Source organism: Ferrovibrio sp. (assembly GCF_964218355.1).
Taxonomy (GTDB): domain Bacteria; phylum Pseudomonadota; class Alphaproteobacteria; order Ferrovibrionales; family Ferrovibrionaceae; genus Ferrovibrio.
Map to the genome: position 1 here is coordinate 1 of NZ_CAXPMC010000005.1, position 22,416 is coordinate 22,416.

Consider the following 22,416-nt stretch of genomic DNA (forward strand, 5'->3'; position numbering starts at 1 on the left):
TACACGACGCTCTTCCGATCTCGGCTCCAGCCGGGCCGGCTTTTTTCATGGGCTGCCGGCCTCGGCAGCGGCGCGGGCCAGCTGGTCGACCCGCTCGTTCTCGGCGTGGCCGTCATGGCCGCGCACCCATTGCCAGTCGATGCGGTGCGGTGCGGCGGCGGTTTCCAGCCGCTGCCACAGGTCGACATTCTTCACCGGCTTGCGGTCGGCGGTCTTCCAGCCGCGCGCTTTCCAGCTGCGCAGCCATTTGGTGACGCCGTCGATCACATAGCGGCTGTCGGCATGCAGCGTCACGGTGCAGGGCCGTTTCAGGGCCTCAAGGGCGGCGATCGCGGCCATCAGCTCCATGCGGTTGTTGGTGGTGGCCGGATCGGCGCCGCTGATTTCCCGCTCGCTGCCGCGGAAGCGCAGCAGGGCACCCCAGCCGCCGCGGCCGGGATTGCCCAGGCAGGCACCGTCGGTGAAGATCTCGACATGCTCGGGCGGCGCTGCGGCCGGCGCGATGTCAGCGTTCGATTCCATAGGCAGCCGCCCCCTGGACCTGGCGGTGGAATTTGAGTTTCTGCCGGTATTCCAGCGGGTCTTTCGGTCTGACCAGCGCGCCGGGAACCTGGTTCACCCAGTCATACAGGCGGGTCAGCAGGAAGCGCAGGGCTGCGCCGCGGGCAAACAGCGGCAGGGCCGAAACTTCCGCACCGGTCAGCGGCCGGATGCTTTCATAGCCGGCAACCAGGGCCCGGCCCTTGGTGACATTGAAGGCGCCGTCGACCTCGAAGCACCAGGCATTCAGCACGATGGCAAGGTCATAGGCGAAATAGTCGTTGCAGGCGAAATAGAAGTCGATCAGGCCGGACAGGGCCTCGCCGATGAAGAACACATTGTCCGGAAACAGGTCGGCATGGATCACGCCATGGGGCAGCGGGGTGTCGCCGGCCCGCCCCGGCGCCGCCGGCCAGTTGCTCTTCAGGTGATCGTATTCCTGCTGCAGTTCGGCGGCGAGGCCGGGCCGCACGCTGTCGGCATCGGCCAGGCAGCTGCCCAGCAGGCCGCGCCAGCCCTCGACGCTGAGTGCATTCGGGCGCTGCCGCATGAAATCCCGGCCGGCCAGATGCATGCGGGCCATGGCGCTGCCGAGCTCCTGGCAATGCCGCGCCGTCGGCCGCTTCGGCCAGACGCCGTTGATGAAGCTGATGATGGCGCAGGGCCGGCCGGCCACTTCGTTCAGCATGCTGCCGTCGCGGTCGGCGATCGGTGTCGGGCAGGGCAGGCCCTTGCCGGCCAGATGTTCCATCAGCCCGATGAAATAGGGCAGGTCGTGCCGGTTCACCCGCCGCTCATACAGCGTCAGGATGAAGCTGCCGGTTCCGGTCACCAGCAGGTAATTCGAGTTCTCGACCCCTTCGGCGATGCCCTTGCAGGACAGCACGGGACCAAGGTCGTACCGCGAGAGCAGGGCGGCCAGCTGGTCGTCGTCGATTTCCGTGTAGACAGCCATGCAGGCGCGATCAGGCGGCGGATGCGTCGAGGGCGGCGGGCAGCTTGAACTGCACGGATTCGGTGGCGGTGGCCACTTCCCGCACCGTCACAGCATAGCGCTGCCGGAAAGCCGCGATCACTTCCTCGACCAGGATTTCGGGTGCGCTGGCGCCGGCGGTGATGCCGACACGGCCGGCACCGCCAAGCGCAGACCAGTCGATATCCGCGGCGCGCTGGACCAGCAATGCGCGGCTGCAGCCCGCCCGCTGGGCAACCTCGACCAGCCGCAGGGAGTTGGAGGAATTCGGCGCGCCGATCACCAGCACCGCATCGCAGCCGGCCGCGGCGATGGCCTTGACGGCGGCCTGGCGGTTGGTGGTGGCATAGCAGATGTCTTCCTTCTTCGGTCCCTCGATCTGTGGGAAGCGGCGTTTCAGCGCGGCAATGATGCCGGCCGTGTCGTCCACCGAAAGGGTCGTCTGGGTGATGTAGGCCAGCGGCTGTCCGGCCGGCACTGTCAGCCGGTCGACATCGCCGACCGTTTCGATCAGCGTCACCGCCCCGGCCGGCAGCTGGCCCATGGTGCCGATCACTTCCGGATGGCCGGCATGGCCGATCAGCACGATATGCCGGCCTTCGCGGTGATGGCGCTCGGCCTCGCGATGCACCTTGCTGACCAGCGGGCAGGTGGCGTCGAGATAGGAGAGCCGGCGGGCCTGGGCATCGGCCGGCACCGATTTCGGCACGCCGTGGGCCGAGAACACCACATGCGCGCCGGCAGGGACTTCATCGAGCTCGTCGACGAAGATGGCGCCCTTGGCGGCCAGGCTGTCGACGACGAAGCGGTTATGGACGATCTCGTGCCGGACATAGACCGGCGCGCCATACTGCTCCAGCGCCCGTTCGACGATCTGGATGGCGCGGTCGACACCGGCGCAGAAGCCGCGCGGCGCAGCCAGGATCAGTTCGATGGAAGGGCGGGTCTCGGCAGTCATGTCCGGCTGGGGCGCCCATCGGGGCGCTTTAAAAACAAAGGGTTGCAGGCCTGTCGCTTGTCTGCGCCAAGGCCCTCTTCTATACATGGAAAGCCCCGCCGACTTCCGGGCAAGCTAATACAGACGACGCATGAAGGGAAGGCCGCCATGACCGTACCGGTGATCGCCCCGATGCCGGCCGCTGCTGCGGAAGTCCGGACCGGCTGCAGCCAAAAAACCGTGTGAGCGCCCCGTGACGAGAATTTCCCTGACCCGGCTTTCCCTGGCGATCGTTCTGCTGGCCGGCCTCGGCCTTGCCGCCTGCAGCAGCAAGCGGGTGCCGCTGCCCGCCTGTCCGCGGGTCGGCATCCTGGGCGATGCGCAGAAGGCCACGCAGTACCGGCCGGGTCCCGGACGCGACCTGACCGATGTCACCTTCCAGACCGAGCTGCTCGATTATAACGGCGACTGCCGTTACGAGGAAAAGGTGACGGTGGTGGTGGTGCGCTTCATGCTGCAGGTGGCGGCAGCCCGCGGTCCGGCTGCCGCGGCCGACGAGGCGCAGGTGCCGTATTTCGTCGCCATCGTCGACAAGGAGCGGAACATCCTGTCACGCGAGCGTTTCGTGGCCCGGGTGCCGTTCCGCGAAGGACGCCGGCGGGTGGTGATCGGCGAGGAACTGGAACAGACCATTCCGCTGGCCGGCCGGCGCACGTCGGATATCGAAATCCTGGTCGGCCTCGAACTCGACCATGACCAGCTCGAAAAGAACCGCCGCGACCGCGGCTTCTGATTGCTGACCATGCACGCTGTTCGCCGGGTCTGGCCGGGCCTGATGGTGGCCGGCACCGTTGCCCTCGCCGTCGGATTCATTTCAGAGCATTACGGCGGGCCGGCTTTCCTGCTCGCCCTGCTGCTGGGGATGGCGTTCAACTTTCTGGCCGGCGATGCCCGGGTGCGGCCGGGGATCGACCTTGCCGCCCGCACGGTGCTGCGCGCCGGGGTGATGCTGCTGGGAATCCGGATCACGTTCGACCGGATCGCCGAACTGGGCCCCGGGCCGGTGCTGCTGGCGGCCTGCGGCGTTCTGCTCAGCCTTGCCGGCGGCCTGGTTTTCGCACGGCTGGCCGGGCGCAGCCGCGAGGAGGGGCTGCTGTCGGGCGGCGCTGTCGGCATCTGCGGCGCTTCGGCCGCGATGGCAATTGCGGCGGCGCTGCCGCGCACGCCGCAGGCCGAACGACTGACCCTGCTGACCGTGATCGGTGTGACGGCACTCTCCACCATCGCGATGGTGCTGTATCCGCTGCTGGCCTCGACGCTGGGTCTGGGTGAGACACAGGCCGGCATCCTGTTCGGCGCCACGATCCACGACGTGGCACAGGTGCTGGGAGCCGGGCTGACGGTTTCACCGCAGGCCGGCGACATTGCCACCTTCGTCAAGCTGGTGCGCGTGGCCTGCCTGCTGCCGGTGGTGGTCGCGATCGGCTGGCTGTACCGGCACGGCGCGGGCGAGGCAGGAGCGGGCGGCGCCGCGGCGAAGCAACCTCTGCTGCCGCCCTTCCTGGTGGGTTTCGTGGCCCTGGTCGTACTGGGCAGCCTGGTGCCACTGCCGCCCATGGTGGTCGACACGGTGTCCGGCTTTTCCCGCGCCTGCCTGCTGGTGGCGATTGCCGCGCTGGGGGTGAAGACCTCTTTCGGCGATCTGTTCAGCCTCGGCTGGAAGCCGCTGGTGCTGCTGGTTGCCGAGACCCTGCTACTGCTCGCTTTTGCCCTCGGTGCCGTGCTGTTCCTCCTCTGAGGCCGCCGCGGCGATCTCGGCGGCCCAGGCCTCCGACCAGTCCTGCAGGGCAAGCAGGGCCGGCAGCAGGGCCCGGGCGGTGGCCGTCAGGACGTAGCCCTCCCCGTCATGGGCGGCCAGCCTGGCCGCCCGCAGGTCCTTCAGGCGCTGCTGCAGCACGCTGGGCGAAATCTCGCCGCAGGCGGCCTGCAGGGCCCGGAAGGTCATCGGCGGCCCGCGCAGCTCCCAGAGGATGCGCAGGCACCAGCGCCGCCCCAGCAGGTCGAGGGCCGCCATGATCGGGCGGCCGGTGTCGGAGCCGCGGACAGGCTGTTTCGGCAGGGGAGTCATGCGGCCTCTTGTGCTACTGAATTAATAGCAATAGGATGCTATGAATTCTGTAGCACACAACGGAGCAAACCGCCATGGCCCGCCTGCAGCCCCTGTCGTCGCCCTATCCGCCGGAAACGGCCGCCGCCCTGGCCGCGATGCCGGCCGACCTGGCCCTGTTCCGCACTGTCGCCCATAACCCGCGGGTGCTGTCGCGCTGGCGCGGCGGCGGCCTGCTGGATCGCGGCAGCATCACCCTGCGCCAGCGGGAACTGGTGATCCTGCGCATCACCGCGCGGCTGGGTGCGGAATACGAATGGGGGGTGCATGTGGCCGCCTTCGCCACCAAGGCGGGTTTCACTGCCGCCGAACTGGCCGCCACGGTTCACGGCGATGCTGCCAGCTGGCAGGACACTGCCGAGGGCCTGCTGGTGGCGCTGGCGGATGCCCTGATCGATACCGCCACCGTCGATGATGCCCTGTGGCAGAAAGCGGCGGCGGTGTTTTCGCCGGCACAGCTAATCGAGATCCTGGCGCTGGCCGGTTTCTACCATCTGGTCTCGTTCACGGTGAACGCTACCGGCGTCGAGCGGGAACCCGGCACGCCGGGTTTCCCGCCGGCGCCTGCTCAATAGGCCAGCGCGCAGCCATCCTTGCGCGGATCCGACCCCGCCTGCAGCACGCCGCGGGCGCGGTCGATCAGGATGGCCTGACCGCCGCCATGGGGCATCTCGACCATCTTGATCTCGTGGCCGAGGGCCGCGAGGCCCTGCAGGACATCGTCGCGGATGCCGCGTTCGGCCTCGAAGCGGTTCATCTGATAGAAGCCGCGGGCACAGTCGATGGCTTCCTGCACATCCATGCCGAAATCGAGGATGTTGGTCAGCACATGGGACTGGCCGACCGGCTGGAAGCCGCCGCCCATCACGCCGAAGCACAGCCATGGCTTGCCATCCTTCATCGCCATGGCCGGGATGATGGTGTGCAGCGGGCGTTTATGCGGCGCGACGCAGTTGGGATGTGCCGGATCGACGCGGAAGCCGGCACCGCGATTCTGCAGCAGCACGCCGGTCTTCGGGCTGCTCAGTCCGGTGCCGTATGGCCAGAACAGCGAGTTGATGAAAGAGCAGGCGTTGCCCTCCTCGTCCACCACGCTGATATAGACCGTATCGCGGTAGGTGGTGCCGCCGGCGGGGGCGGTCACGGGCATGGCCTTCTTCAGGTCGATGCGGCTGCGCAGGTCGTCGGCAAAAGCGGCAGACAGGATCTTTTCGACCGGCACTTCGGCGAAAGCCGGATCGGCCACATAGGCGTCGCGCACCTGGAAAGCCAGCCGTGTCGCTTCGGCCTCGATATGGAAACGCTCGATGCCGACCGGATCGTATCTACCAAGATCGAACCCGCTCAGGATGTTGAGCATCAGCAGGGTGGTGATCCCCACGCCGTTGGGCGGAATTTCCAGCAGGTCGACGCCGCGGTAGCTGGTGCTGATCGGCTCGACCCAGAAGGCCTCCTGGGTGGCGAAATCATCGAGGTCGTGCATGCCGCCAAGGCCGCGCAGGTATGCCACCATGTCCTCGGCAACCCAGCCGGCATAGAAGCCGTCGCGGCCTTTCCCGGCGATCTCGCGGAACACCTGCGCATGCTCGGGCTGGCGGAACACGTCGCCGGCCCTGGGCGGGCGGCCGTCCTTCAGCCACATGCGCGCCGTATTGGCATCGGCCTTCAGCTTGGCCTCGTTCCGGCCCCAGTCGGTGGCGACGCGCTCGGTAACCGGAAAGCCGTCTTCGGCATGACGGATCGCCGGCTGCAGCAGTTCCGACAGCGGCAGCCGGCCGAAACGCTGGTTCAGCTTGCACCAGGCATCGACGGCGCCGGGAATGGTGACGGCATGCACCGAGGTCAGGCCGATCTCCCGAAGGCCCTGTTTCAGCAGATGATCGGCGGTCAGCCCCCTGGGCGCGCGGCCGGAGCCATTCAGGCCGAAGACCTTGCCGCCGGCGCCGGTATCGGTTCCGGCCGGGGCATAAAGCACGAAGTTGTCGCCGCCGATCCCGGTCGATCCCGGCTCGACCACGCATTGCACGGCGCAGGCGGCGATGGCGGCATCGGCGGCGTTGCCGCCGCGGCGCAGAATCTCGATGGCGGCCAGCGTGGCCAGCGAATGCGAGGTGGCGGCCGCACCGTTGCGGCCCATGGCCACGGAACGGCCGGGCAGTTGCAGATCGCGCATGGAGGCTCCGGAACGGAAAATCTATCGTTGCGCGGAGCCTATACGAGACGGTCTAAAATGAAAGCCGGACAACCCGGACCAATTCCGGTTTTGCAATGCACCGGCCATCCTGCGGCGCGTCAGGCATCGTCGCGGCGCGCCCGCTGCCGTGCGAAGGCATCGGCGGCGGCGGCTTCCTCCCGCTCCCGGGCCTTCAACTGGTACAGCTGGTCGCGCCCGGCGGCATACTGCTTCGGCCATGCGATGCCCCGCCAGTCATAATCGGCGGCGGCATGCAGCGTGAAATACGGATCGGCCAGATGCGGCCGGGCGAGTGCGCAGAGATCGGCGCGCCCCGAGGCGATGATCGTGTTGACCTGGTCGGCGGTGGTGATGGCGCCGACGGCGATGGTGGCAATGCCGCTTTCCTGCCGGATCGCGTCCGAAAACGGTGTCTGGAACATGCGGCCGTATTGCGGGCGGGATTCGACCGAGGTCTGGCCGGCAGAGACATCGATCAGATCGCAGCCGCGGGCTTTCAGCATGGCGGCGATGCGGACGGAATCCTCGATGGTCAGGCCGCGGCCCTCGACCCAGTCCACCGCGGACAGGCGGACCGACATCGGACGCGCAGCAGGCCATGCGGCGCGGACCGCCTCGAAAACCTCGAGCGGGAACCGCATCCGGTTCTCCAGGCTGCCGCCATATTCGTCGGTCCTGGTGTTGCTGAGCGGCGAGATGAAATTCGACAGCAGGTATCCATGGGCCATATGCAGTTCGAGCAGGTCGAACCCGGCATCGACCGCCAGCCGCGCCGCCGCGACAAAATCGTCCCGCACCTGGTCCATATCCGCCCGGGTCATGGGGTGCGGCACCGGACCGTCCGGCAGATAGGGAATGGCCGAGGCGCCGAGGATGTCCCAGCCGCCTTCCGGCAGCGGCTGGTCGTAGCCGCCGGCCCAGGGCAGGCAGGTGGCGCCCTTGCGGCCGGCATGGGCCAACTGCACGCCGATTTTTGCCGCGCTGTTGGCATGCACGAAGTCGGTGATGCGGCGCCAGGCCGCGGCATGGACCGGCGACCACAGGCCGGTGCAGCCCGGCGTGATGCGGGCATCCGGCGCGATATCGGTCATCTCGGTCAGGATCAGGCCGGCGCCGCCGATGGCGCGGCTGCCCAGATGGACGAAGGTCCAGTCGTTGGGTAGGCCGTCCTCGGCCGAATACTGGCACATCGGCGAGACGACGACGCGGTTCGCGAGGGTCATGTCGCGCAGCCGGAACGGGGTGAACATAGGCGGTGGCGGCTTGGGCGTCTTCTGCAGGGTAATGCCCTGCTCGCGTTCGACCCTGTCGGCAAACCAGGCGTCGATCTGCCGGATGAAGGCCGGGTCGCGCAGGCGCAGATTGTCATAGGTGATCCGCTTCGATCGGGACAGCAGGCTGAGTGCCAGCTGGATCGGCTCGAAATCGCGATAGCGGTCGGTATGCTCGAACCATTCCAGCGAAACCTGCGCGGCATGCTGCAGGATCGACACTTCGGTCCGGCGGTTTTCCTCGAAAGACTGCAGGGCCGCGCCGACGTCGGACGGCTGGTCGAGGAAGGCGCGGTTCAGGGCGATGGCATCCTCCATGGCCAGCTTGGTGCCGGAACCGATGGAGAAATGCGCCGTATGCACGGCATCACCGATCAGGACCACATTGTCATGCACCCAGCGCTCGCATTTCACCGTCGGGAAGGTGCGCCAGATCGAGCGGTTGCTGATCAGCCGGTGCCCGGCGAGATGGGGGGCGAAGAGCGTCTCGCAATAGGCGATGGTATCGGCCTCGCTGGCCTGGTCGAGGCCGGCCCGCTGCCAGGTCTCTTCCGAGGTTTCGACGATCCAGGTCGAGAGGCCCTGCTCGAAGCGGTAGGCGTGGACCTGGAACAGGCCATGCGCGTTGCCTTCGAAAATGAAGGTGAAGGTATCCAGCGGCAGGGTGGTGCCGAGCCAGACGAACTTGTTGCGGCGCCAGTCGAGGCTGGGGCGGAAATGATCCTTCCACTGTTCACGCACCAGGCTGTTGATGCCGTCGGCGCCGACAAGAAGGTCGCAGTTGCGGCGCAGGCTCTCGAAATCCGTCTGCTCGCTCTCGAACACGATGCGGATGCCCTGGGCAAGGCAGCGGGCCTGCAGGATCTGCAGCAGCTTCTTGCGGGCCAGGCCGCAGAAGCCGTGGCCGCCGGAACGGATCCGTTCGCCGCCGGCGATCACGTCGATCTCGTGCCAGTAGGCGAAGCTGTCGCGGATCGCCGCATGGGTCTCCGCGTCTTCTGCCAGGAACTGGTTCAGGGTTTCGTCGGAGAAGACGACGCCGAAGCCGAAAGTGTCGTCGGGGCGGTTGCGCTCGTGGACGGTGATCTCGTGCCGCGGATCGGCTTTTTTCAGCAGCAGGGCGAAATACAGGCCGGCCGGCCCGGCTCCGATGACGGTAACGCGCATGATAGCCCCCGAGGCAGTGGCGGATGGAGCCGCGGACCGGCGGCACCGGGAGATATTTTATACTTAAAATAAATCGGGGCAAGGCGGGGAAGCCCGCTGGCCGGTCACCGTGTGCGATAAGCGGTCATTCCGAAGCAGAACAGGGCGATCCCGGCCAGCATGTCGGCAAGGCCCGCGGGGGTTACCGGCAGCAGGCCGAGATAGCGGTGCCGCACCAGTTCCGCCAGGCCGGCCGCCAGGGTGGCCGCCAGCAGCCAGATGCCGGGAACCGGACGCCGGCGCAGCCCGATCAGGATTGTCACGATCAGGATGCCCAGCAGGATCAGCGGCAGCGGCCAGTCCCCGATCGGCAGCCTGCCCAGCAGGCCGGCAATCAGGAAAGCGAGGCCGATGCCGGCAAACAGCGTGAGATGGCGGCTGGCTGCCGGAATTATCAGGCTGAAGATGGCGCCCAGCGCGAGGGAGAGCGGGGCGAGCATATGGGTGTGGTATCTTATATCGCCTTCCAGACCGGTGAAGAGCGGCAGGCCCAGCCGGCCCGACAGTTCGGTCACGGCGAGAGCGGCATGCAGGGCCAGTCCGATGCCCCAGAACAGGGCGGCCGGCAGCGGGCTGCGGGTCACAAGGAAGAAGCCGCCTGCCGCACCGGCAAGATAGGCGGCCAGACCGGGCAGAATCAGATCGGGCATGGCGGCACTATGGCGGCAGGTGCAGGGGGCCGCAAGCACATCCGGGCTGCGGAAACAGGCGCTTATGCGGGGTTGACGCCTGCCGGGGGGAGGGCTATAACCCGCGCCTTGATTTCGCCGAAACGGCACCACCAACATCGGAATTCGCAAGCATGGCTCAGCATAAGTCCGCGGAGAAGCGCGCCCGCCAGACCAAGAAGCGCACGGACGTCAACCGCGCGCGCCGCAGCACGGTGCGCTCTGCAGTGAAGAAGGTCGAGACCGCGATCGCCGGTGGCGACAAGTCGGCGGCGCAGGCTGCGCTCAAGCTGGCCCAGCCGGAACTCGACAAGAGCGTCAGCAAGGGCGTGGTCAAGAAGGGCACTGCATCGCGGAAGCTGTCCCGCCTGAACGCCCGCGTCAAGACGATGGCCTGACGCGCAAGCGCTGCATATCGCGGCGTCTGCTGCTTTCGACCCCATCACGTGTGTCGCCCGCCTGAACAAGGCGGGCGATGTTTTTTTATGCGGGTGCGAAGGCCGGAGGCGGAACGGCAAAGTTCGCGGACGTTTTTTCGGCAGGTGATTAGTCCGTGCAACTTGCAATCGCGGCGTGGACGTGTCGATCAAACACCAATTCCGCAAGGCAGAATTTTTTTTCGGGGAGTCCGCATCTGTCCGCTTGCGTGGCCGCCGTGATTTCCCTTTAATGCCTTCGCTGACGCGCATTGGACTGGGTTTCCAGCTTGCTCTCGCCGAGCGGATAAACGGGCTTCCGAAGCTTTCGGATGGCAGACCGGATAAACGGGCGAAGCTGCTGGATTGGTCGGAAGCCGCCGGCACGCGTGACGGAATGATAGATTGAAACAACAAACGTGGCGCGAGGTTGGGGATGTTGGCTTCGGTAATGGCGGGGGATCAGGACTATGCTGGTGATGTCACGATTGCTGAAGCCTGGAATCAACTTGCCTCCGATCCCGATGCCCAGCTGATCGATGTTCGTACCCAACCCGAGTGGAGTTTTGTCGGCGTGCCGGATCTCGGCAGGCTGGGAAAGCGCACTGTCTTCGTTTCCTGGCAGATGTACCCCGATATGAGTGTCAATCCGCGTTTCTCCGAAGAGTTGCGTGCCCAGGGCCTCAAGGCCGGGCAGCCGCTCTATTTCATCTGCCGTTCGGGTGCCCGGTCCCGCGCCGCCGCAAAAGCGATGACGGCCGGCGGTTTCGGTCCCTGCTACAATGTTTCCGGCGGTTTCGAGGGCGATCTGAATGCGGACAAGCACCGCGGTCAGCTTGGCGGCTGGAAGGCCGCCGGCCTCGCCTGGATTCAGAGCTGAGGTCAGTTATGGCGAAATCGTCCCAGCCACAGCCGCAATCCGTCCCCATGCCTGCGGAAACCCTGCCCGATGCCCCTGCCGTTCTGGCGGGGGCCGAGCCGCTCGACAGCCAGTGGCTGCGCGTCCGTGCACGGCTGCGGGTTTCGTTCGGTGATGCGGCATTCAATTCCTGGCTGAAGCCTCTCGTCCTGGCCGGCGAGGCGCTGGGCGCCGATGGCGACATCCACATGGCCGTCCCGACCCGTTTCATGCGGGACTGGGTTGCCAATCATTACAGCGAGCGTCTGCGCGAGATCTGGCGCCTGGAGAACCCGACCGTGCGGCGGGTGATCATCCATGTCCGGCCGACCGGCGCGACGCAGCCGCCGCCGGTGAAGCCCCTCGGTGCCGGCGATGTTGCGGCGGCGCCCGCCACGGCCATCCGGCCTGCCATTGCCGCGGCGACGCCGCGCGGCATGCCACAGGTCCGCGAGATGGACGATGTCGAGCGCGAGCTTTCCGCGCCGCTGGATCCGCGCTTCACCTTCGACAGTTTCATCACCGGCAAGTCGAACGAGCTGGCCCGTGCGGCCGCCCTGCGCGTGGCCGAAAGTCCGACCGTGACCTACAACCCGCTGTTCCTGTATGGCGGCGTGGGCCTGGGCAAGACCCATCTGATGCATGCCATCGGCTGGCATATCCGCCAGCGCTTCCCCGAGCGCCGCGTGGTGTATCTGTCGGCCGAGAAGTTCATGTACCAGTTCATCCGGGCGCTGCGCTTCAAGGACACGATGGCCTTCAAGGAGCAGTTCCGCTCGGTCGACGTGCTGATGATCGACGACATCCAGTTCATCGCCGGCAAGGAAAGCACCCAGGAAGAGTTCTTCCATACCTTCAATGCGCTCTGCGATCAGAACCGCCAGATCATCGTGTCGGGCGACCGTTCGCCGTCGGATCTCGAAGGCATCGAGGAGCGCATGCGGTCGCGGCTCGGCTGGGGTCTGGTCGCCGACATCCATCCGACCGATTTCGAGTTGCGCCTCTCCATCCTGCAGGCGAAGGCCGAGAAGAACGGCCTGACCAATATCCCGCAGGATGTGCTGGAATTCCTCGCCCGCCGCATCACGTCGAACGTGCGCGAACTGGAAGGTGCGCTGAACCGCATCTCTGCCTATGCCAGCCTGGTCGGCAAGCCGGTCACCGTGCCCTCTGCCCAGGAAGTGCTGCAGGACCTGCTGCGTGCCAACGACCGCAAGGTCACGATCGAGGAAATCCAGAAGCGGGTGGCGGAGCATTATTCGATCCGCTTCGCCGACATGCATTCGCCGCGCCGCGCCCGGGCGGTTGCCCGTCCGCGGCAGGTGGCCATGTATCTGGCCAAGCAGCTGACCTCGCGCAGCCTGCCGGAAATCGGCCGCAAATTCGGGGGGCGCGACCACACCACCGTGATGCACGCCGTCCGCAAGATCGAGGAGCTGCGGGAAATCGATGCCGCCTTTGCCGAGGACATCGATTTGCTGCGCCGCAAACTGGAAAGCTGAAAACTCTATATTATTTATATAAATCAATAGGTTGATGTGATTTAGAGGCCGCCTCAGGGCGGCCTCTTAGCGTATGCAAAAAGGGGTGGTTTGGCGCCCAAATCCCTCGCTTGGCACAGGGGGCTTTGATATAATTTTAAGACTCGGCGGGACCCCGCCGACAACCAACAAAAAACACCATCGGTTTCCAGCCATGAAACTCACTATCGAGCGTGCCGTTCTGCTCACCGCCTTGAGCCATGTCCAGAGCGTGGTCGAGCGCCGCAACACGATCCCGATCCTGTCGAATGTCCTGCTGGAAGCCGATGGCGAGCAGCTTGCCCTGACCGCCACCGATCTCGATATCGCCGTGGTCGAGAAACTGCCGGCCAAGGTTGGCAAGCCTGGTGCGACCACCGTGGCGGCGCATACGATCTACGACATCGTCCGCAAGCTGCCGGACGGCGCCGAGGTCGAGCTCACCTTCACCGCTTCCGAGCAGCGTCTCGACCTGCGCGCCGGCCGCTCCAGCTTCAAGCTGAGCTGTCTGCCGAAAGAGGATTTTCCGGTCATGGCCGCCGGGGAGCTGCCGCACAGCTTCGCGCTGGCCGCCGACCAGCTGCGCCGCCTGATCGACAAGACCCGTTTTGCCATCTCCACCGAGGAGACGCGGTATTACCTGAATGGCATCTATCTGCATGCCGCATCCAGTTCCGGCGTGCCGATGCTGCGCGCCGTGGCAACCGATGGCCATCGCCTTGCCCGTGTCGAGGCGCCGCTGCCTGCCGGTGCCGCCGGCATGCCGGGTGTGATTGTGCCGCGCAAGACCGTCAGCGAGCTGCGCAAGCTGCTGGAGGGCGGGTCTGCGGAAGTGAAGGTCGAACTCAGCGACACCAAGGTCCGCTTCGCCTTCGGAGAGCTGATCCTGGTTTCCAAGCTGATCGACGGCGCTTTCCCCGAATACGAGCGGGTTATCCCGCGCGACAACGACAAGGTGATGGAGGTCGACAGCAAGGCCTTCTCCGCGGCGGTCGATCGCGTCGCCACGATTTCCACCGAGAAGAGCCGTGCCGTGAAGCTGGCACTGAAGCCCGATGGCCTCGAACTGTCGGCGACCAGCCCCGATCATGGCTCGGCCTCGGAGCAGCTGACGGCGACGTACAGCGCCGCGCCGATCGAGGTGGGTTACAATTCGCGTTACCTGCTGGATATCGCCAGCCAGATCGAGGGCGAGAATGCCCGCTTCCTGCTGGCGGATGCCCTGGCGCCGACCATTGTCCGCGATCCGAGCGATGACGGTGCCCTCTACGTGCTGATGCCGATGCGAGTCTGAATCTGGTGGACAGCGCCGCGCTTGTTGCCGAGGTCCATAAAGACAGTGCTGCGGAGCGGGTCGCGAGCGATCCGGGAACTGCCGTGCTGGGCCTGTCGCTGCGCGATTTCCGGAATTACGGTACGCTGCAGCTGGGCCTGAACGGCCTGCCGGTGGTACTGACCGGGCCGAATGGCGCCGGCAAGACCAATATCCTCGAGGCGCTGTCTTTCCTCAGCCCCGGCCGTGGCCTGCGGCGGGCGCGGCTGTCCGAACTGGGACGGCATGGCGGCGGGCCCCGCTGGGCCGTGCATGCCCGGGTCGCCACCGCGGTGGGCACAATCTCGGTCGGGACGGGGCTGGCGGAACCGGCCGGTGACGAGGATGCCGGCGAGCGGCGGATCGTTCGCATCAATGGCGAGCCGGCGGCAAGTGCGAATGTGCTGAGCGAGTATCTCGATGTGGTCTGGCTGACCCCGCAGATGGATCGCCTGTTCGTCGAAGGCGTCTCGACGCGCCGCCGCTTCATGGACCGGCTGGTTTATGGCCTTGACGGCGGCCATGCCCGTCAGGTGGCGGCCTACGAGCGGGCGATGCGCGAGCGCAACCGGCTGCTCAAGGCCGGCGGTGCGGACCGGGTGTGGCTGGATGCGCTGGAAAGCCAGATGGCCGAGCATGGCGTTGCCGTGGCGGCGGCCCGCCGCGACGGCCTGGCGCGCATCGAGGCGGCAATGGCGCTGGCCAGCGGGCCGTTCCCTGCCGCCCGGCTGAGCGCACAGGGCGGCATCGAGGCATGGCTGGCCGAGATGCCGGCCCTCGCCGCCGAAGAACGGTTCCGCCGTCTGCTGGCCGAGCGGCGCGGCTATGACCGCGAGGCCGGCGCGGCTGCCGAGGGGCCGCATCGCAGCGACATGGCCGTCTGGCATGCCGGCAAGGGCCAGGCCGCCGAGCAGTGCTCCACCGGCGAGCAGAAGGCATTGCTGATCGCCATCACCCTGGCCAATGCGCGGCTGGTCCGCGGGCGCCGGCAGATGGCGCCGCTGATGCTGCTGGATGAGGTTTCCGCGCATCTCGATGCCCGGCGGCGGGACGCGCTGTATGACGAACTGCTCGCGCTTGGCGGGCAGGTCTGGCTGACCGGCACCGATGAGGCCCTGTTCGCAGGCCTGTCGGGGCGGGCCGAATTTTTCGGGATTGCCGAAGGCGCCGTGGCGCCGTCGGCAGTCCACTGATGAGGTAGAGAAGATGAGCGAAGCAGCGATGCCGCAGAACGGTGGCGGTAACGGTAACGGGGAGAACTACGATTCCTCCGCCATCAAGGTGCTGAAAGGCCTGGATGCCGTGCGCAAGCGCCCGGGCATGTATATCGGCGACACCGATGACGGCACCGGCCTGCACCACATGGTCTACGAAGTGGTCGACAATGCCATCGACGAGGCGCTGGCTGGCTATTGTGACGAAGCCTATGTCGGCCTCAATCCCGACGGCTCGGTCACCGTACGGGATAACGGTCGCGGCATTCCGGTCGACATCCATCCCGAGGAAGGCGTGTCGGCAGCCGAAGTCATCATGACCCAGCTGCATGCCGGCGGCAAATTCGACCAGAATTCCTACAAGGTATCCGGCGGCCTGCACGGCGTCGGCGTTTCGGTGGTGAATGCGCTGTCGATATGGCTTGATCTGCGCATCTGGCGCGGGGGCAAGGCCTATTACATGCGTTTCCGTCACGGCGATGCCGAGGCGCCGCTGGCCGAGACAGGAGATGCCGAAGGCCGGCGGGGCACCGAGGTGACCTTTCTGCCGTCGCCCGAAACCTTCACCAGGACCGAGTTCGATTTCGCCACCCTGGAGCACCGCCTGCGCGAGCTGGCCTTCCTTAACAACGGCGTCAAGATCGTGCTCGAAGACCTGCGCGGTGTCGAACCGAAGCGTGTCGAGATGCGCTACGAAGGCGGTGTCGAGGCTTTCGTTTCCTATCTCGACCGCAACAAGACGCCGCTGCACAAGCCGCCGGTGGCCATGCGGGGCGAGCGCGATGGCATCGGCGTCGAGATCGCATTGCAGTGGAACGACGGCTATCACGAGACGATGCTGTGTTTCACCAACAATATCCCGCAGCGCGATGGCGGCACGCATCTGGCGGGATTCCGCGGTGCGCTGACCCGCTGCGTCAATGGCTATGCCAATGAAAGCGGTATTGCCAAGAAGGAAAAGGTTTCTCTGACCGGCGACGATGCCCGCGAAGGCCTGACCTGCGTGCTGTCCGTGAAGGTTCCGGATCCGAAATTCTCGTCGCAGACCAAGGACAAGCTGGTTTCCTCGGAAGTCCGGCCGGCGGTCGAGAGCCTGGTCAACGAAATGCTGGCGACCTGGTTCGAGGAGCATCCGGCCGATGCCAGGGTCATCGTTGGCAAGGTGGTCGAAGCCGCAGCGGCGCGGGAAGCGGCCCGCAAGGCCCGCGAGCTGACCCGCCGCAAGGGCGCGCTCGACATCTCTTCCCTGCCGGGCAAGCTGGCGGATTGCCAGGAGCGCGACCCGTCCAAGGCCGAACTGTTCCTGGTCGAGGGTGACTCGGCGGGCGGTTCCGCCAAACAGGGCCGGCACCGGGCCAACCAAGCCGTGCTGCCGCTGCGTGGCAAGATCCTGAATGTCGAGCGGGCCCGCTTCGACAAGATGCTGTCCTCGCAGGAGATCGGCACGCTGATCACGGCGCTCGGCACCGGGATCGGCCACGAGGATTTCGACCTTTCCAAGCTGCGCTACCACAAGATCATCATCATGACCGACGCGGATGTCGACGGCGCGCATATCCGCACGCTGCTGCTGACATTCTTCTTCCGGCAGATGCGTTCCCTGATCGATGCCGGGCACCTGTATATCGCCCAGCCGCCGCTCTACAAGGTCAAGCGCGGGCAGTCGGAGCGGTATCTGAAGGACGAGGCGGCACTGGAGGAATTCCTGATCGGCGAGGGCATGGAAGGGGCCGTGCTCGACCTGCATGACGGCAGCCAGCGGGCCGGCCAGGATCTGCGCGCGCTGCTGGAGCATGCCCGCATTGCCCGCGCCCTGCTCGACTCCATCGGCAAGCGTTATAATCCCTGGATCGTCGAACAGGCCGCGACGCTGGGCATGATGCAGCCCGACATGACGGCGTCGGAAGAAACCGCCGGCAAGGCTGCAGCCAGTCTCGCCGAGCGACTGAATGCGCTGACGCCGGAACTGGAGCGGGGCTGGGTCTGCAGCCTGGCGTCAGACAATGCCATCATCGTGAAGCGCAGCCTGCGCGGCTATACCGAAACCTATGCGCTGGATGCGCAGCTGTTCCGTTCCGCCGAAGCCCGCAAGCTGAACGAGATGGGGCCGGAACTGCGCGCAACCTATCTCAGGCCGGCCACGCTGCGCCGCAAGGACGAGGGGCATGCCGTGCGCGGCCCGCTCGACCTGCTGGAGCGGGTCCAGGCGATCGGCCGGCGCGGCATTACCATGCAGCGTTACAAAGGACTGGGCGAGATGAATCCCGGGCAGCTGTGGGAAACCACGCTGGATCCGGATGCGCGCAGCCTGCTGCAGGTCAAGATCGACCATGCCGAGGATGCCGACAACGTCTTCGAGACCCTGATGGGCGATGTCGTCGAGCCGCGGCGCGACTTCATCCAGTCGAATGCCCTCAATGTGGTGAACCTGGATATCTGAACGCCCCGGAAATCGCCTGGCTCAGAGCAGCCGGCAGGCGCGGTCGAAATCATGCCGCGGCTGCCGGCCGAACAGTTTCGACGGATCGCCATAGCCCAGGTTGCAGAGGAAGTCGGCCTGCCAGCGGCCGTCGGGGAAGAATTCCGCGTTCACCCTGGCGATGTCGAAGCCGCTCATCGGGCCGCAATCGAGGCCGAGCGCGCGGGCGGCGATCATCAGATAGGCGCCCTGCAGGGTGGCATTGCGCTGCGCGGTGGCCTGCGCCATCGGCGGATTGCCGGCGAAGGTGTCGCGCGCTTCCGGCTTGTGCCAGATCTCGGGCATGAATTCGAAGAACTGCGTGTCGCGGGCAATGATCGCGGTGACCGGAGCAGCCATGGTCTTGTCGAGATTGCCCGGCGTCAGTGCCGGCGCCAGCCGCCGTTTGGCTTCCGGCGTGCGCAGAAAGACCACGCGCATCGGCTGGCAATTCATCGACGTGGCACCCATTTTCGCGATGTCATAGACCTCGTGCAGCAGGGCGTCGGACACCGGCCTGTCGAGGAAGCCGTTCTGGGTGCGGGCATCGAGGAATATCTGCGCCAGCGCGCTGTCGGCGATCCTGGTCATCATGGCTCCGGAAGCAGATTGGCGGACGGCGCGATCAGAGGCTGACCGAGCTGCGGATAATGGCGGCGGTGCGCCGCAGGTGCTGTTCCAGCGCGTCTGACGCTGCGGGGGCGTCGCGGCGCATGACGGCATCGAAGATGGCGCGATGTTCGGCCGGCACGTCCCGCGGCTCGGTCGCCAGGGGGACCGACATGCGGCGGTAGCGTTCGCTCTGCTCGTAGAGCATGGCGCGCATGCGCAGCAGCCAGTCATTGCCGCAGGCGGCGACGAGGCTGGCATGATAATCGGCATGGGCGCGGGCCCAGTTCTCGCTGAGATGCTCGGCCTGACCTTCCTCGGTCTCGCTCAGGCGCGACAGCCGGTGCCAGGACGCCACCACGCGGGTCTCCCATGACAGATCGCCGCGGTCCATCGAGGCGCGCAGGCACATGGTTTCGATGGCGATCCGTGCCTCGGTGATGTCGTCGAGTTCCTTCAGCGAGACCGGGCTGACGGTATAGCCGCGCTGCGGTTCGGAGACGACCAGCGCCTCCGACTGCAGCATCGACAGCGCCTCGCGCACGGCACCAAGGCTGACATCGAGATCGGCGGCGAGGCCGGCGATGTTCAGCTTGGTGCCCGGCAGCAGCCGGCACGAGAGGATGTCGGCGCGGATCTGCGCATAGGCGCGCGATGATTTGGTCCCGGCCCCGAGAGGGGTGTCCGGGGCAGGGCGGGGTTCGGCGACAGGGTCAGCGATTTTCATGGAAAAAATATATTGCCAAGCCAAAAATATGCGTGTTAGATAAAAAATACATAAAAAAGCGCAGTTAGACAAGCAGACTGTGCGGGAGGAACGAAGAGATGGCAGCCCCCAGGCGGTCTGGCGTGACCGCAATCCATTCGCTCGACCGCTTCGTTTTCAGCGTGCCGGACCTGAAGGAAGCGAAAGCCTATTTCACCGCCTTCGGGCTGGATGCCAGGGAGGCCGGCGGCCGGCTCGACCTCTATACCTTCGGTCATCCGCATCGCTGGGGCTCCGTGTTCGAGAGCGGCAAGCCGAAAAAGCTCGAATACCTCGCCCTCGGCGTCTATCCGGAGGATTACGACCCGCTGCGCCGGCATCTGGAGGCGATCGGCGTGACGGCCATCGATCCCCATCCGCTGGTCGACGAACAGGGCTTCTGGGTCCGCGACCCCGACGGCATCCCGCTGCAGATCGTGGTGGCCGAGAAGTCTTCGCCCAATGAGAAGGGCGAGGTCTGCGGCCCGTTCACCATGAAGAACCCGATCGGCATCGATATCGGCATCAACCGGCGCAGCATGCAGCCGGTGCGGCCGGTGCGGCTGACCCATGCCCTGCTGTTCTGCTCCGATGTGCCGCGCTCGCTGGATTTCTACGTGAAAGCAATGGGCATGCGGCTGTCCGACCAGTCTGGAGACGGCATCGCCTTCCTGCATGGCGCACATTCCAGCGATCATCACCTGCTGGCTTTTGCCAAGTCCGACGGTCCCGGCCTGCACCATACCAGCTGGGTGGTGCGCGGTGTCGACGAGGTCGGGCTGGGCATGGAGCAGATGATGGCCGCGGGCTATCCGTATGGCTGGGGCGTCGGCCGTCATGTGCTGGGATCGAACTATTTCTATTACCAGCGCGACCCCTGGGGCAGCTTCACCGAATACTCCTATGACATCGATTTCGTCGGTGTCGATACGGACTGGCCTGCTGCCGATCATCCGCCGGAAGATTCCTTCTACCTCTGGGGTCCCGTGGTCCCGGAGGATTTCGTCCACAACCATGAAACCGAAGCCCACGGACGGGGCTGACCCCCAGACCAAGGACCAGCAGGAAGACACACATGCGATTGGTGAATTTTCTCAAGGCAGGCCGCTGCACACTCGGAGCCCGCAAGGGCGACACGATCATTGACCTGACGGCAGCCGGCCTGCCCGACAGCGTCGATGGCCTGCTGGCACTGGGTGCCGACGGACTGGCACAGGCGAAAGCCGCGGCCGAAAAGGGGGGTGCCGGCATCGCTCTCGCATCGGTCGAACTGCTGCCGCCGGTGCTCAATCCATCCAAGGCAATCGCGGTCGGCCTCAACTACATCGACCATGCCGCCGAGAGTCCCTACAAGGATGCGCCGAAATATCCGGTGCTGTTCCACCGTTTCCCTTCATCCTGGGTGGCCCATGGCAAGCCGCTGGTGAAGCCGAAATCCTCCGACCAGTTCGATTACGAGGCCGAGCTGGCGGTGATTGTCGGCAAGGCCGGTCGTCATATCGCCAAAGACAGGGCTCTCGACCATGTTGCCGGCTATTCGCTGTTCAATGACGGGTCGATCCGCGACTACCAGTTCAAGTCGCACCAGTGGATGATCGGCAAGAATTTCGATGCTTCCGGCAGCTTCGGTCCCGATCTGGTTACGGCCGACGAACTGCCACCCGGCGCCGCCGGTCTGCGGATCCAGGCCCGGCTGAATGGCAAGGTCATGCAGGAAGCCAATACCAGGGACATGATCTTCGATGTTGCCACCCTGGTCAGCACCTGCTCGGAAATCTTCGCACTGCAGCCTGGCGACGTCATCATCTCCGGTACGCCGGCCGGGGTCGGATTCGCGCGCAAGCCGCCTGTCTTCATGAAGCAGGGTGACATCATCGAAGTCGAGGTTGAAAAGGTCGGTGTGCTCAGCAACGGCATCGCCAACGAATAAGACCGCCGCGGCCGGACCTGCCGCAATCCCCGGCATCCGTTGCGACGGATGCCGGGCCAGAAACAGAAAAACAAATGGAGGAAACCGTGACACAGAGATTTGGCAAGCTGGCCGTCCGCGCCGGCATCCTGGCCACCATGGCCCTGACCGCATTGCCGGCCGTCATTGCGCAGGCGGCCGAGCCGATCAAGATCGGCTTCTCCATGGCGCTCACCGGCGGCCTTGCAGGCAACGGCAAGGCGGCGCTGGCTGCCATGCAGATCTGGGAAGAAGAAGTGAATGCGAAGGGCGGCCTGATCGGCCGGCCGGTGCAACTGGTGTATTATGACGACCAGAGCAGCGGTGCCACCGTGCCCGGCATCTACACCAAGCTGCTTGATGTCGACAAGGTCGATATCGTGATGTCGGGCTACAGCACGGCCGCCATTGCACCGGCCCTGCCGATCGTGATCCAGCGCAAGATGCTGTTCCAGACGCTGCTCGGCTTCAACATGAACAGCGAATACAAGTACGACCGCTATTTCAGCATGATCCCTGCTGGCCCGGATGCCATCCATAATTTCACCAAGGGCTTCGTCGAAACGGCGATGGCCCTGGACCCGAAGCCGAAGAGTATCGCGATTGTTGCACTGGATGCCGAGTTTCCGAAGCGGGCGGCTGATGGTCTGAAGGACAACCTGAAGAATACCGGCATGAAGATCGTCTATGACCGGTCCTACCCGCCGTCCACGGTGGACTTCCTGCCGGTGATGCGGGCCGTGCAGGCGGCCAAGCCGGACATTGTCTACATGGTATCCTATCCCGTCGATTCGGCTGGCCTGGTCCGTGCCGCCCGCGAAGTCGGCCTCAATGCCCGCATGGTTGGCGGCGGCATGGTTGGTCCGCAGCTCGGCACCTTCAAGGCGGCGATGGGGCCGGCCCTCAACAACATGGTGATCTGGGACACCTATGTGCCGGAGAAGACGCTGAACTTCCCGGGCATCGATCAGCTGCTGGCCAAGTATCAGCCGGTGGCCGCGAAGCTCGGCATTGATCCGCTCGGCTTCTACGTGCCGCCGCTGGCCTATACCAACATGCAGATTCTCGAACAGGCAATCACCGCGGTTGGCAAGATCGATCAGGGTGCCTTGGCGGATTACATGCACAAGCACACTTTCAAGACCGTGCTTGGCGACGTGAAGTTCGACAAATACGGTGAATGGGCCGAGGAGCGCCTGATCCTCGTCCAGTACCGCGGAATCAAGGACAACAACATCGAGCAGTTCAAACAGCCCGGCACGCAGGTAATCCTGTATCCGAAGCAGTTCAAGTCCGGCGACATCGTCACGCCGTTCAACAAGTAAAGACAGTCAGCGGGT

22 protein-coding genes are annotated in these 22,416 nt (G+C 65.5%); 13 read left to right on the plus strand and 9 right to left on the minus strand.

Annotated elements, in window-relative coordinates; translation table 11 throughout:
* Positions 1-45: 45 nt before the first annotated feature.
* The 3 genes from rnhA to ispH are packed head-to-tail and all read right to left on the minus strand — an operon-like array spanning position 46 to position 2,471.
* Positions 46-522, minus strand: coding sequence for a ribonuclease HI (gene rnhA, locus ACEQZY_RS01470; RefSeq protein ID WP_341703357.1), 477 nt, complete (start codon positions 520-522; stop codon positions 46-48).
* Positions 506-1,495 (minus strand): homoserine kinase, encoded by a 990-nt coding sequence (locus tag ACEQZY_RS01475; RefSeq protein ID WP_341703358.1) that lies wholly within the window; start codon positions 1,493-1,495, stop codon positions 506-508. The genes rnhA and ACEQZY_RS01475 overlap by 17 nt, the downstream gene beginning before the upstream one ends.
* Before the next feature lie 10 nt (positions 1,496-1,505).
* A complete protein-coding gene (gene ispH, locus ACEQZY_RS01480; protein ID WP_341703359.1) occupies positions 1,506-2,471 on the minus strand; it encodes a 4-hydroxy-3-methylbut-2-enyl diphosphate reductase in 966 nt (321 codons plus the stop codon).
* Between the two features lie 232 nt (positions 2,472-2,703).
* Here ispH and ACEQZY_RS01485 point away from each other — a divergent pair, with 232 nt between their 5' ends.
* Complete coding sequence (locus ACEQZY_RS01485; RefSeq protein WP_341703360.1) at positions 2,704-3,243, plus strand: hypothetical protein; 540 nt, start codon at positions 2,704-2,706, stop codon at positions 3,241-3,243.
* Positions 3,244-3,252: 9 nt separating this feature from the next.
* On the plus strand, positions 3,253-4,248 hold the full coding sequence (locus ACEQZY_RS01490; RefSeq protein ID WP_370151805.1) for a YeiH family protein: 996 nt from the start codon (positions 3,253-3,255) through the stop codon (positions 4,246-4,248).
* Here ACEQZY_RS01490 and ACEQZY_RS01495 read toward each other — a convergent pair.
* Positions 4,204-4,578 carry a winged helix-turn-helix transcriptional regulator gene (locus ACEQZY_RS01495; RefSeq protein WP_341703362.1) on the minus strand — a complete coding sequence of 125 codons (375 nt, stop codon included), beginning with the start codon at positions 4,576-4,578 and terminating at the stop codon, positions 4,204-4,206. The genes ACEQZY_RS01490 and ACEQZY_RS01495 overlap by 45 nt on opposite strands.
* Before the next feature lie 74 nt (positions 4,579-4,652).
* On the opposite strand from ACEQZY_RS01495, the gene ACEQZY_RS01500 reads away from it, so the two are divergent.
* Positions 4,653-5,192, plus strand: a complete 540-nt coding sequence (locus ACEQZY_RS01500) for a carboxymuconolactone decarboxylase family protein (RefSeq protein ID WP_341703363.1) — start codon at positions 4,653-4,655, stop codon at positions 5,190-5,192.
* Here ACEQZY_RS01500 and ggt read toward each other — a convergent pair.
* The 3 genes from ggt to ACEQZY_RS01515 all read right to left on the minus strand — a co-directional run bounded on the left by ggt (position 5,186) and on the right by ACEQZY_RS01515 (position 9,938).
* A complete protein-coding gene (gene ggt / locus ACEQZY_RS01505) occupies positions 5,186-6,790 on the minus strand; it encodes a gamma-glutamyltransferase (RefSeq protein WP_370151808.1) in 1,605 nt (534 codons plus the stop codon). The genes ACEQZY_RS01500 and ggt overlap by 7 nt on opposite strands.
* A 119-nt stretch (positions 6,791-6,909) precedes the next feature.
* Positions 6,910-9,249, minus strand: a complete 2,340-nt coding sequence (locus ACEQZY_RS01510; RefSeq protein ID WP_370151810.1) for a bifunctional salicylyl-CoA 5-hydroxylase/oxidoreductase — start codon at positions 9,247-9,249, stop codon at positions 6,910-6,912.
* 104 nt (positions 9,250-9,353) lie between these two features.
* Positions 9,354-9,938: a hypothetical protein gene (locus tag ACEQZY_RS01515; RefSeq protein WP_341703366.1), complete on the minus strand. Its 585-nt coding sequence runs from the start codon at positions 9,936-9,938 to the stop codon at positions 9,354-9,356.
* Between the two features lie 152 nt (positions 9,939-10,090).
* Here ACEQZY_RS01515 and rpsT point away from each other — a divergent pair, with 152 nt between their 5' ends.
* From rpsT to gyrB, 7 genes are all read left to right on the plus strand, one after another.
* Positions 10,091-10,354, plus strand: a complete 264-nt coding sequence (gene rpsT / locus ACEQZY_RS01520) for a 30S ribosomal protein S20 (RefSeq protein WP_341703367.1) — start codon at positions 10,091-10,093, stop codon at positions 10,352-10,354.
* Between the two features lie 175 nt (positions 10,355-10,529).
* Positions 10,530-10,781, plus strand: coding sequence for a hypothetical protein (locus tag ACEQZY_RS01525; protein WP_370151812.1), 252 nt, complete (start codon positions 10,530-10,532; stop codon positions 10,779-10,781).
* Between the two features lie 27 nt (positions 10,782-10,808).
* On the plus strand, positions 10,809-11,252 hold the full coding sequence (locus ACEQZY_RS01530) for a rhodanese-like domain-containing protein (RefSeq protein WP_341703386.1): 444 nt from the start codon (positions 10,809-10,811) through the stop codon (positions 11,250-11,252).
* 47 nt (positions 11,253-11,299) lie between these two features.
* The gene (dnaA, locus tag ACEQZY_RS01535; RefSeq protein ID WP_370151815.1) at positions 11,300-12,772 is read left to right on the plus strand and encodes a chromosomal replication initiator protein DnaA; all 1,473 of its coding nucleotides are present in this window, start codon (positions 11,300-11,302) and stop codon (positions 12,770-12,772) included.
* Positions 12,773-12,965: 193 nt separating this feature from the next.
* Positions 12,966-14,084: a DNA polymerase III subunit beta gene (dnaN, locus tag ACEQZY_RS01540; protein WP_341703370.1), complete on the plus strand. Its 1,119-nt coding sequence runs from the start codon at positions 12,966-12,968 to the stop codon at positions 14,082-14,084.
* Positions 14,085-14,089: 5 nt separating this feature from the next.
* Positions 14,090-15,295 carry a DNA replication/repair protein RecF gene (gene recF, locus ACEQZY_RS01545; protein WP_370151817.1) on the plus strand — a complete coding sequence of 402 codons (1,206 nt, stop codon included), beginning with the start codon at positions 14,090-14,092 and terminating at the stop codon, positions 15,293-15,295.
* A 13-nt stretch (positions 15,296-15,308) separates the two neighbouring features.
* On the plus strand, positions 15,309-17,756 hold the full coding sequence (gene gyrB / locus ACEQZY_RS01550; protein ID WP_370151819.1) for a DNA topoisomerase (ATP-hydrolyzing) subunit B: 2,448 nt from the start codon (positions 15,309-15,311) through the stop codon (positions 17,754-17,756).
* Between the two features lie 21 nt (positions 17,757-17,777).
* Here gyrB and ACEQZY_RS01555 read toward each other — a convergent pair whose 3' ends face one another.
* The gene (locus ACEQZY_RS01555; RefSeq protein WP_372530172.1) at positions 17,778-18,368 is read right to left on the minus strand and encodes a malonic semialdehyde reductase; all 591 of its coding nucleotides are present in this window, start codon (positions 18,366-18,368) and stop codon (positions 17,778-17,780) included.
* A 31-nt stretch (positions 18,369-18,399) separates the two neighbouring features.
* Entirely contained in the window at positions 18,400-19,110 is a 711-nt protein-coding gene (locus tag ACEQZY_RS01560) for an FCD domain-containing protein (protein ID WP_341703373.1), read from the minus strand.
* A gap of 122 nt (positions 19,111-19,232) precedes the next feature.
* Here ACEQZY_RS01560 and ACEQZY_RS01565 point away from each other — a divergent pair, with 122 nt between their 5' ends.
* From ACEQZY_RS01565 to ACEQZY_RS01575, 3 genes are all read left to right on the plus strand, one after another.
* Positions 19,233-20,171 carry a VOC family protein gene (locus tag ACEQZY_RS01565; protein ID WP_370151822.1) on the plus strand — a complete coding sequence of 313 codons (939 nt, stop codon included), beginning with the start codon at positions 19,233-19,235 and terminating at the stop codon, positions 20,169-20,171.
* A 32-nt stretch (positions 20,172-20,203) separates the two neighbouring features.
* Positions 20,204-21,058 carry a fumarylacetoacetate hydrolase family protein gene (locus tag ACEQZY_RS01570; RefSeq protein WP_341703375.1) on the plus strand — a complete coding sequence of 285 codons (855 nt, stop codon included), beginning with the start codon at positions 20,204-20,206 and terminating at the stop codon, positions 21,056-21,058.
* Between the two features lie 86 nt (positions 21,059-21,144).
* Positions 21,145-22,401, plus strand: coding sequence for an amino acid ABC transporter substrate-binding protein (locus ACEQZY_RS01575; RefSeq protein WP_341703376.1), 1,257 nt, complete (start codon positions 21,145-21,147; stop codon positions 22,399-22,401).
* Positions 22,402-22,416: the final 15 nt, after the last annotated feature.